The organism is Streptomyces flaveus (genome assembly GCF_014647675.1).
GTDB classification, from domain to species: domain Bacteria; phylum Actinomycetota; class Actinomycetes; order Streptomycetales; family Streptomycetaceae; genus Streptomyces; species Streptomyces flaveus.
The window spans coordinates 19473-28798 of record NZ_BMPQ01000059.1; the positions used below are offsets into that span (position 1 = coordinate 19473).

The 9326-nt window shown below is 67.2% G+C and carries 11 protein-coding genes and 1 pseudogene; 5 read left to right on the top strand and 7 right to left on the bottom strand.

The window, feature by feature from the left end; all coding sequences use genetic code 11:
- Positions 1 to 110 precede the first annotated feature (110 nt).
- Positions 111 to 443 (bottom strand): annotated as a pseudogene (locus IEZ21_RS45775) (transposase); the annotation flags it as partial.
- Positions 444 to 495: 52 nt separating this feature from the next.
- A complete protein-coding gene (locus tag IEZ21_RS45780; protein WP_189327727.1) occupies positions 496 to 1431 on the bottom strand; it encodes a LysR family transcriptional regulator in 936 nt (311 codons plus the stop codon).
- A gap of 71 nt (positions 1432 to 1502) precedes the next feature.
- Here IEZ21_RS45780 and dapA point away from each other — a divergent pair, with 71 nt between their 5' ends.
- Positions 1503 to 2429, top strand: coding sequence for a 4-hydroxy-tetrahydrodipicolinate synthase (gene dapA, locus IEZ21_RS45785; protein WP_246568930.1), 927 nt, complete (start codon positions 1503 to 1505; stop codon positions 2427 to 2429).
- A gap of 58 nt (positions 2430 to 2487) precedes the next feature.
- Here the strand turns inward: dapA and IEZ21_RS45790 are convergent, their stop codons facing one another.
- Positions 2488 to 3420 carry a DMT family transporter gene (locus tag IEZ21_RS45790; protein ID WP_189327729.1) on the bottom strand — a complete coding sequence of 311 codons (933 nt, stop codon included), beginning with the start codon at positions 3418 to 3420 and terminating at the stop codon, positions 2488 to 2490.
- Positions 3421 to 3489: 69 nt separating this feature from the next.
- Here IEZ21_RS45790 and IEZ21_RS45795 point away from each other — a divergent pair, with 69 nt between their 5' ends.
- The 3 genes from IEZ21_RS45795 (at position 3490) to IEZ21_RS45805 (ending at position 5706) form a co-directional block, all read left to right on the top strand.
- Positions 3490 to 4098 (top strand): TetR/AcrR family transcriptional regulator, encoded by a 609-nt coding sequence (locus IEZ21_RS45795; protein ID WP_189327730.1) that lies wholly within the window; start codon positions 3490 to 3492, stop codon positions 4096 to 4098.
- Between the two features lie 413 nt (positions 4099 to 4511).
- Positions 4512 to 5183, top strand: a complete 672-nt coding sequence (locus IEZ21_RS45800) for a hypothetical protein (RefSeq protein ID WP_189327731.1) — start codon at positions 4512 to 4514, stop codon at positions 5181 to 5183.
- Positions 5155 to 5706 carry a hypothetical protein gene (locus tag IEZ21_RS45805; protein WP_246568931.1) on the top strand — a complete coding sequence of 184 codons (552 nt, stop codon included), beginning with the start codon at positions 5155 to 5157 and terminating at the stop codon, positions 5704 to 5706. The genes IEZ21_RS45800 and IEZ21_RS45805 overlap by 29 nt, the downstream gene beginning before the upstream one ends.
- Here IEZ21_RS45805 and IEZ21_RS45810 read toward each other — a convergent pair.
- Positions 5685 to 6554, bottom strand: coding sequence for an IS5 family transposase (locus IEZ21_RS45810; RefSeq protein WP_189327732.1), 870 nt, complete (start codon positions 6552 to 6554; stop codon positions 5685 to 5687). The two genes, IEZ21_RS45805 and IEZ21_RS45810, sit on opposite strands and share 22 nt — an antisense overlap.
- 201 nt (positions 6555 to 6755) lie before the next feature.
- Between IEZ21_RS45810 and IEZ21_RS45815 the strand changes: the two genes are divergently transcribed.
- A complete protein-coding gene (locus IEZ21_RS45815; RefSeq protein ID WP_189327733.1) occupies positions 6756 to 7175 on the top strand; it encodes a hypothetical protein in 420 nt (139 codons plus the stop codon).
- Positions 7176 to 7435: 260 nt separating this feature from the next.
- Here the strand turns inward: IEZ21_RS45815 and IEZ21_RS45820 are convergent, their stop codons facing one another.
- The 3 genes from IEZ21_RS45820 to IEZ21_RS47150 form a co-directional block, all read right to left on the bottom strand.
- Positions 7436 to 7834 (bottom strand): hypothetical protein, encoded by a 399-nt coding sequence (locus tag IEZ21_RS45820; RefSeq protein ID WP_189327734.1) that lies wholly within the window; start codon positions 7832 to 7834, stop codon positions 7436 to 7438.
- A complete protein-coding gene (locus tag IEZ21_RS45825; RefSeq protein WP_189327735.1) occupies positions 7831 to 8679 on the bottom strand; it encodes an IS5 family transposase in 849 nt (282 codons plus the stop codon). The genes IEZ21_RS45820 and IEZ21_RS45825 overlap by 4 nt, the downstream gene beginning before the upstream one ends.
- A 103-nt stretch (positions 8680 to 8782) precedes the next feature.
- Positions 8783 to 9019 (bottom strand): hypothetical protein, encoded by a 237-nt coding sequence (locus tag IEZ21_RS47150; RefSeq protein ID WP_213089436.1) that lies wholly within the window; start codon positions 9017 to 9019, stop codon positions 8783 to 8785.
- Positions 9020 to 9326: the final 307 nt, after the last annotated feature.

Genomic DNA, 9326 nt, shown 5'->3' on the forward strand with positions numbered 1-9326 from the left:
GACACCGCACTCGACGGTGCCTCAACCACCCGCTCGGCCTGCTCGTTCTCCACGGCGGTCTCCGTCATCAGACGCTTCTCCTTGATCGTCAGATCCGCCGTTGATTAGACACTCCCGTCCACGGAGCAGTCGTCCAGGCCCAAGCAGGTCGGCGCGCCGAAGCTCGGCCAGCAGGGCGGCGTGCAGGCGTGGCCAGACGCCGGCCTCGGTTCAGTCCCGCAGCCGACGCCAGGCCGTCACTGCGGAGCAGGCCACGGTCTTTGCGGGGACATCGCGCCACGCGACACCGGTCCGCAGCACGTACATGACGCCGGCGAGTGCTGCCCGGTCGGCACCACGCAGCCGACCGGGGTAGCGGCGGCACCGTTCGGGAGCGGCGGCAGCAGCGGGGCCACCCGCTCCCACAGGTCGTCAGGAACAAGATCAGCACACTCCGGACACACTGCCGAACAAGATCGCCGAGCACCAGGCCCGCGACTCAACTCACTGAAGCGATCAGCAAGGAGCACGGCCCGTGGCGCCCACCGCTGTTCGCGCCGCCGCCACGAATGCTGCGATCGCCGGGTGGGTGCCGCCGCCCGCGCGGAAGGCGACCCTCGAACGGCGGAAGAGGGGCAGCCGGGTCAGGACCAGGTCCTCGGGGGCGTGTGCGATGGCCATCTCCGGTACGAATCCGGCGCCTTGCCCGATGGCGGCCAGTGCCAAGACCGTACGGAAGTCGTTGACCTGATGACGGATGCGCGGCTGGAATCCGGCCGCCTGACAGGCGCGTACGGCCATCGCGTGACCGGTCGTGCCGTCCCGGGCCGTGATCCATGGGGACATGGCCCACGGTCCGAGCAGCTCCGCCAGCGTGTCGCCGCGGGCGACGCGGCCGGTAGCGGGAGCGCTGTCGGTGGCGCCGCCGGTGGCCAGGTACATCGGCTCCTCCAACAGAGGCACCTGGTCGACCGTGGTGTCCGGTGACGCGGGCACGAAGTCGTAGTCGTGGACGAGGGCCACGTCGAGTTCACCGGCGCGCAGGCCGTCGGAGACCCGCGCCGAGTCGATCTCCTGCACCATCGGTTCCAGCGCGGGATGCCGCTGGGCCAGTTCGGCCAGCGTGGCGGGCACGATCGCGGGGCCGCCAGAGGGAAACGTCCCGATCCGCAGCGGCCCGCCGATGCCCTCGCGTGCCCCGGCCAGCTCGGAGACCGCCAGTTCGAGGCGTTCGAGGACGGCGTCGGCGTGGGTGACGAGGGTGCGGCCCGCAGGGGTGAGCACCACCCGTCTGCCGCTTCGTTCCAGCAGGGGTACGCCCGCCTCGCGCTCAAGCACGCTCAGCTGCTGGGAGACGGCCGAGGCGGTGAAGGTCAGCGCCTCGGCGACGGCCGCGATGGTGCCGCGTCGGTCCAGTTCGCGCAGCAGGTGGAGACGTCGAACATCGAGCATAAGGTCAGCTTACGTATAATCGAAGAAATATGAACTGGATCTACGGGGTTTGTGTCGGTCAGGCTGGGCGCATGAAGCCCGAAGCGAATCTCACCGGCCTGTTTGTCCCCTTGGTGACTCCGTTCACCGACGACCTGCGCCTCGCCCCGGACGCGCTCGCCTGCCTCGCCGACGAGGCGCTGTCGGCCGGCGGCGCTCGGGGACTCGTTGCCCTGGGCACCACCGCGGAGGCGGCCACGCTGACCACCGAGGAGAAGCGGGCCGTGGTCCGCATCTGCTCGGCCGCCTGCCGGGCACACGGAGCTCCGCTGATCGTCGGCGTCGGCACCAACGACACCGCCGACGCCATCACGACACTGCGGGAGCTCGCTCAAAGCGGTGACGTCGCCGCGGCGCTGGTTCCCACGCCGCCCTACACCCGGCCCGGCGAGGCGGGAACGCTGGCGCACTTCACGGCACTCGCCGAGCACGGGGGTCTGCCGCTGGTCGTCTACGACATCCCGTACCGCACCGGTCAGCCCCTCAGCACCAGCACGCTGAAGGCGCTCAGGCACCTACCGGAGGTCGTCGGGGTCAAGTACGCGACCGGTGCGATCGACGCAGCCGCGATGGAACTGCTCGGCTCGTCGACCCCGGGCTTCGCGGTGCTCGGCGGCGATGACGCCGTCATCTCGCCACTGCTCGCGGCGGGCGCCCGCGGCGGCATCCTGGCGTCGGCCAATGTCCGCACCGCTGACTACGCCGAGCTGATCTCGCTGTGGCAGCGTGACGCCGCCGGACCGGCCCGCAGGCTGGGAACCGAGCTGGCCCGGCTGTCCGCCGCGCTCTTCGCCGAGCCGAACCCGACCGTGATCAAGGGGGTGTTGCACGCCCAGGGCCGTATCCCCAGCCCGGCCGTCCGGCTGCCGCTGCTGGCCGCCTCCGCCGATTCGGTCCGGCGAGCGGCAGACCTGGCCACCGCCAGGACCCAACAAACCCACCAAGAGACCGCGGCCTGACACGGGCCCGTGGTCCCCGGGGAACCTGGTGGACTTCGATTTTAACGAGGCAGAGGTATCAGGCGCCGTACTTGGCTGGCCTCGCGACCTCGCCCGTGTCCGTATCCCGCACGTACACCCTGGTGGATGAGGTGTCACCGCGATGGACAATGACGACTGCTGCGAGGCCGACGGCCAGGCCGAAAGCGGTGTGCGGACTGAACGTTTCGCCGAACGTGAGGGCTCCCCAGACTGCCGTGACCGGGGCCATGAGGAACATGAGCGTGTTGACCTTGGTAACTCCAGAGCGCCTCAGGATGAGCCAGTACAGCCCGTATCCGCCGAAGGTCGACAAGGCTACGAGCCAGGTGATCGCGGCCCAGAACGAGAGCTCAGCGGGCGGCTCCGCGGCTCCGGCGCTCACGGCAAGTGCCGTGAAGATGACGGCACTGGTGGCGCAGTGGACGGTCAGCGACACTGCGGGCGCGACTCGTACGCGGGAGCGGCTTTCGAGGAACGTGGCCGCTACCAGCGAGAACATGCCGAGGAAGGGGATGAGATAGGCCCACCAGGCCGCACCGGTGCCGGCTGCGGCATCGGCCATGGTGACGATGGCGACGCCGCTCACCCCCAGGCACAGGCCGAGCCACTGCTTGCGCGAGACGTATTGACGCAACAGCGGTCCGGCAAGTGCTCCGGCGACGAGGGGCTGGACGCCGTCGATCAGAGCTGTGGTGCCGCTGGAGACCCCGAGTTGGATCGCGTAGTAGACGGTGAGCAGATAGCCGCTCTGCGACAGCATGCCGATCATGGCCTGCCGGGCCACATCCCGCACTGCGAGGTCCCGCCACGACTTTCTGGAGACGGTGGCAATGACGATCAGGATGACGGCCAGCGGCAGGAACCGCCACATCAGGATCGTGACCGCAGATGCACTGCCCGCGCCGAGCTTGGCTCCGATGAACCCGGAACTCCAGCAGATCACGAAGGCGATCGAGAGCAGGAAGTTCACGCCTCACCCTCCACTAAACAGATCGGTATACCCATCGACCCACTATACAGATCGGTATACTGTTGAGGTATGGGCACTACCGAAAGGCCGCGACGGATCACGATGACGCCTGCCGCCCGGCGCGTCCTGGAGGCCGCCGCGAGGCTGTTCTACGAGCGCGGTATCCATGCCGTCGGGGTGGACCTGATCGCCGCCGAGGCCGGGGTGACGAAGAAGACCCTCTACGACCGGTTCGGTTCCAAGGAGCAGATCGTCGTGGAGTACCTCGCGGATCGTGATGAACGCTGGCGGGCCTTCCTCGCCCAGTGCCTCGACGCCGCACCACCGGTGTCGGCGGCGCGCGTCCTGGCCGTCTTCGATGCCTCACGCGCGTGGTCGGCGAAGAACAGTTCCAAGGGGTGCAGCATGGTCAACGCTCACGCCGAGATCAGCGATCCGTCCCACCCGGCCTACCCGATCATCACCAGGCAAAAGCAGTGGATGCTCACCCTGTTCACCGACCTCGCCGGGGACATCACCCCGTACGGGGCCGACCATCTGGGCCAGACACTCATGCTGCTTCATGAAGGAGCGCTCGTCGCCCACGGCCTGAACATCTTCGCGGACCCCATCAGCCATGCCCGCGAACAGGCGCAAGCTCTCCTTGCCGCCACTGGGAACTCCGCAGCGAAGCGGTAAGGCGAAACCCAAAGGGTCGCTTCTGCGAGCCGGAAAGAGGAGGAATAGCGCACGGTCGGAATAACCCCCTCCCGCCAGTACTGATCGAACTGCCCCGGGACTGCCATCTGCCGCGCGAAGGGACGTCCGACCGGATCCGCTATCGCCTCAAGAGCAAGCTGATCAAAGGGCAGGGCTATGACCGGACAGTATGGGACGAGTGGGTCGTTGCCGAAGAAGCCTTCCACGCCGCCGGAGTCGCACGCGACATCGCGGGTGACGACGCCAGCCACCTCTTCTCCGCCAGCCTTGACTTCGACGAGTGCCTCAAGCGGCTACGCCGGTTCACCAACGGACCCGAAGGCGCCCGGCTCGGACTGAGCCCGGTCCCTGCCGATCCGCTAAATCTGCGGATACTTCGCCGCACACTGGCCGTGGAGATCGCTCACCGGCCCGGTGGTCTGCTGGCCGCGAAGATCCAGCTCAAGCACCTGTCGGTGGCCACCACCGAAGGGTACGCGAACCGACCCGGCGGTGCCCAGGCCAAGTTCCTCGCGGAGATCGGCGAGGAGGAGCAGAAGCGCAACCTAACCCTTACCCTGCAGGCCTTCCACGACTACCAGAATGGCAACTGGCCTGCCGGGCCCGGTGCCCGCGAACTCCTCACATTCTTCAGGTCGGTTGAGGACGAACTCGGTGAACTCCACGTCACCACACCTGTGATCAAGCACAGCGACCAGGAAGTCATCACCCTGCTGGGCCGACGGGCTGGCGCCCTGCACCTGGGAGTCGCCAACTACTGCTGGTTCCTGGACCCGGACAAGGCCCTTTGCCTCAAGCTCGCCAAGGCCAAGGACCGTAGCCGACCGCTGGCAGGGATGTGCGACTCGGCTCGCTGCCCTCAGGCCACCCACCATCCCTGCCACCGCCCCGTCTGGGCATCGTCCGCCGCCAACAGCCGGATCTTCATCGGAAAGATCGGCCGCGGGCAGAAGACCGAGCGGGCGCGGCTTCAGGCCCAAGCCGACAGGGCCGAGACCATCGTCGCCGCGATCGACACCGCGCAGACAGCCGACCATGGAGGAGATCGTGGGCCGGATCACTGACACCGAGCGGGCCCGGAACGAAGCCGCGGTCCGATCCGCGATGGATCGCCTTCTTCGCGGAGAACTCCCGGCCGGCAGAGGCTGCGATCTCAAGACCCTCGCAGCCGAGGCAGGAGTGACCCGCACTGGCTTCTACCCGAAGAAGGACCGCGACGGCACAGTCCGGGAAGGCCCCTACCAGTACCTCGGCGATGAGTTCGTACGCCGTCTGAGGGCGCTCCAGGAAGCTGGGACCGCCCCGGATCCCAGAGACGCCCAGATCCAGCGGCTGAAAACCCAGAACGCCGAACTAAAGACCCGCCTCGCCGCCCGGGACAAGACCATTGAAGACCTGACCGCGTTCAAGCGACTCGCGCTGTCCCGGATCGCCGCCCAGCACGACGAGATCATGCACCTGCGCACACACCCGTCCCCCGAGACCCCGCTGCCCATCCAGCCGACCAGCGTCCCGCACGACGCGGCCATGGTCATCGCTCTTAGAGGTCGTTTTCTCCCGATGTTTCATCCCGGAATAGGTGTTTGATCCCTGGGTGTCGGGTCGCGCCAGGAGATGGTGGCTTCGCCGCTGAGGCGGCGGGCCATCAGGTCGGTCATGGCCAGCTGAATCATGGCTTCGGAGCGGGCGGGGAGGGTCTCGTAGTCGCGGGCCAGGCGGCGATGGAACATCAGCCATCCGTAGGTGCGCTCCACGGTCCAGCGCTTCGACAGTGGCGTGAATCCCCTGGTTCCGGGGGTGCGTTGGACGATTTCCATGTCGATGCCGAGGGCGGCGGCGTGCTCGATGAGGTGATGACGGTAGCCACCGTCCACCCAGACCTTGCGAATGGTGGGGTGCGCGGCGGCCACCTGGTCGATCAGGTCGGTGCCCGCGACGGAGTCCTGCACGCCGGCGCCCGTGACCAGCACCGCCAGCAGCAGGCCGAGGGTGTCGGTGACGATGCTCCGCTTGCGGCCCACAATCTTCTTCGCCGCATCCGTGCCCTGGCCTGCGGCCGGGACGCTGGTGGAGGTCTTGACGCTCTGGGCGTCGATCACGCATGCGGACGGCTCCGCACCCCTGCCCTCCTTCTGCCGTAACAGTCGCCGGAGCACGCCGGTGAGCTGGGCGAACACACCGTCCTTCTGCCACTTGGCGAAGTAGCCGTACACGGTTTCCCAGGGTGGGAAGTCGTGCGGCAGGTAGCGCCACTGCACCCCGGTGCGGTCCACGTACAGGATCGCGTTCATGATCTCGCGCAGGTCGTGCTCGGGCGGGCGGCCGATGTTCAGCGCATACCGGCGCCGCTCGGCCCGCCATGCCGACAGCGCCAGCTCGATCAACGCCCAGCGGGCATCGGACAGGTCACTTGGATACGCACGGCTTTTGGTCATGACCAGGTGATACCGCCGGACAGGGGGCGTGCGCCCAGGCGTGTGTCCCGGCGTTGGAAGCACGGACCAGGTGGCCTCGTCGGAAACTGCTCCTTCCGCAACCTTTGTGACGGTCACATTGTGAAGTCCCGTTTGATGGCAACTCCATTTGAGTAGCCGTACTCAGGCGTGTGGCTGTCCGTCCGCTTCAGCATGGTGAACATGTTGAAGTGGGTCCTGGACCTTGGCCTGGCGGTCCTGTTGTCAGGGCTCGAAGTGGCGGCGCTGGTTGCCTTCTGGTTCGTCGAAGGCATGAAGAAGTGGGCTGCCAAGGGAGGGCCGGTTCCCGGTGAGACGAGGCGGCTCTTCCTGGTACTGAGCGTGGGGTCGACTTCCTCGGCGCTGATCAGCTACGGCTTCTCTTGGGCTGATCTGCCGGCGGCCTGCGCGTCTCAGGCGGTCTTGGCTGCACTTTTCGCGTTGCTGCTGATCCTGGGTGCAGGAACCGAATGCGGCAAGCGGATCAGCAGATACCGATTACGGCGCCGTCTTCGTCGGCAACGTCGTCGCTGGCACGACTCCCAGCGCGAAGGCAGTGGACATGCATCGGCTCCGGTCCGCCGATGCTGGCGGCGGTGGTGACCCCTCGTCACTGAACCGGACCATGCGGCGGACGTCTTGGGATGAGACAGATGTAAGGCGTGTTCCGCCTCTCCGGTCACCCCACACGACCCATCCCCTGCATCCGACTCGTCAGCCCCACCACGACGACCTCCACGCACCGAGGAATACGGGGGATTATTCACTTAAAGGGCGAAAACGACCTCTTAGTGGCCGGTTCGTAAGGCGATGTCCGTTTCTGGCTGAGGTGGGAGCAAGGACGTTGGTGGAGGTTCCGTCGGCTATTGCTTCCTGGCGAAGTTGCCGGTGTCGGCCTCGGTGAGGATCCCGAGTTTGACCAGGCGCTTCAGCCTGGCGCGGGTACCTTCGACGTTCTTCGGCAGCAGTTCGTGGCCGAGGGCTTCGCAGACGTCCTTGGCCCGCAGCGGCCCGGTCGCGTGGTTGAAGGCGGCGAGGATGCGGGGGTAGTCCGGGTGCTCGGGCAGGTCCGGCGCGACGGCCGGGAGCCGGTCGGCGAGGCCGGTGACGGTCTTGCGGGTGATCGTGAGGTGCTCCAGGTGCATCTCGGCCTCCCGCAACCGGGTCTGCAGGTCGTCGATCTGTGCGCGGAGGTCGTCGGCCAGGGCCCGGGCGGCGTCTTCCTGGAGGTCCAGGGCATCGAGCAGGGGTCGGATGTTCACGCTGCCACCGCCTGCGCCGCGCGCCAGGTGGGGGCGTTCGCGCCGGTGAGGCGTCGGGTCATGACGTGGGTCATCGCCCAGTAGACGCGGGAGGCGGAAGAGGAGGGACTGTGCTCGTAGTCGCGGACCAGGCGCCGGTGCAGTATCAGGATCCCGTAGGTCTGCTCGACCCTCCACCGCTTCGGCTGCGGCACGAACCCCTTGTCCTGCGGGTTGCGTGCGACGATCTCGACGTCGATTCCCAGGCCGACGCCGTGCGCGACGACCTGGTTCTTGAAGCCCTGGTCGACCAGGGCTTTGCGGACGGTTTTGCCGGCGTGCTCGGCGACCTGGTCCAGCAGGATGATGCCCGCGGCGTTGTCGTGGGTGTTCGCGGCGAGGACGACGACGGCGATGACCAGACCGAGGACGTCCACGGCAAGTCCGCGTTTGCGGCCGGGCACCCGCTTGGCCGGATCGTGGCCACTCGTGGCGGCGGGGACCCCGGCGGCCACATGGACACTCTGGATGTCCAGGACCACCAGGCTCGGGTCCTCTAATCGGCGGGCGCGTTCACGGACCTGGCAGCGCAGGAGTTCATGGATGACCTGGTCGGTCCCGTCGTCCCGCCAGGCGGCGAAGTAGTAGTAGGTCGCGCTCTTCTGCGGCAGGTCGTGCGGGAGATAGGCCCACTGGCAGCCGGTCCGCCCCTGGTAGAGGATCGCGTTCACGATCTCCCGCATGTCGTAGGCGCCCTGGTGGCCGCTGACCGAGCGGTGCCGGTCCTTCCACGCGGTGATCACCGGCTCGATCAACGACCACTGCTCGTCCGATAAGTCGCTCGGGTACGGCTTGCGTTCACTCACCCGATCACATCACCAGATCAACAACCGCGGACCGGCAGATTCCGCCCCGCCGCCACACCATCAGGCGACAGCAGATCCCCTCAAAGACTCACGAACCGCCCACTCAGAGATCTCCGATTTCATCGAAACGGCCGCATTGCCAGCTTGTTGGGTGTGTGCGGCAGTGTGCGTCTCTGGCCTGCCAGGTCAGGACTAGCGCGGCGATGAGCGCGGCGAGTGCGCACGCGTAGAGGATCCACCACCGCAGGGCTGCCCGAGGGGGGCCCTGCAACATGGACATGCCGACGCCAAAGGTGAGCAACACGGCCCAGGGGAGCAGGAACAGCAGCGGAATCAGCACGGGGCCTCCGGAGGATCGTCCAGCCGGTGGACAAGTCAACAGGGGCAGCCGGGTGAACGGTAGAGGGGGATACCCCCGTGCTGGCGGGGACGACAGCGGGCAGATGCGTGACTATCCGGCGGAACGCAGAGCTGATACACCGTCACTCACCTGTTTGGGCTAACTTGCGCACGCATACACGGAGGGAAGGCTGGGGGTGCAGATCAGACATCAACTCTCGTACCGCCCTCTGATAGCGATCACTGGGGCCGTCGGAAATCTACGTGTTGCTTCCGGGGCTTGGGCTCGTTGACGTGGTATGGGGCGT

Bases quoted from the DNA above. Each gene is read 5' to 3' on its own strand.
- IEZ21_RS45805 (WP_246568931.1), top strand. From the start codon at position 5,155: ATGGAGGAGATCGTGGGCCGGATCACTGACACCGAGCGGGCCCGGAAC.
- dapA (WP_246568930.1), top strand. From the start codon at position 1,503: ATGAAGCCCGAAGCGAATCTCACCGGCCTGTTTGTCCCCTTGGTGACT.
- IEZ21_RS45780 (WP_189327727.1), bottom strand. From the start codon at position 1,431: ATGCTCGATGTTCGACGTCTCCACCTGCTGCGCGAACTGGACCGACGC.
- IEZ21_RS45795 (WP_189327730.1), top strand. From the start codon at position 3,490: ATGGGCACTACCGAAAGGCCGCGACGGATCACGATGACGCCTGCCGCC.
- IEZ21_RS45810 (WP_189327732.1), bottom strand. From the start codon at position 6,554: ATGACCAAAAGCCGTGCGTATCCAAGTGACCTGTCCGATGCCCGCTGG.
- IEZ21_RS45815 (WP_189327733.1), top strand. From the start codon at position 6,756: ATGTTGAAGTGGGTCCTGGACCTTGGCCTGGCGGTCCTGTTGTCAGGG.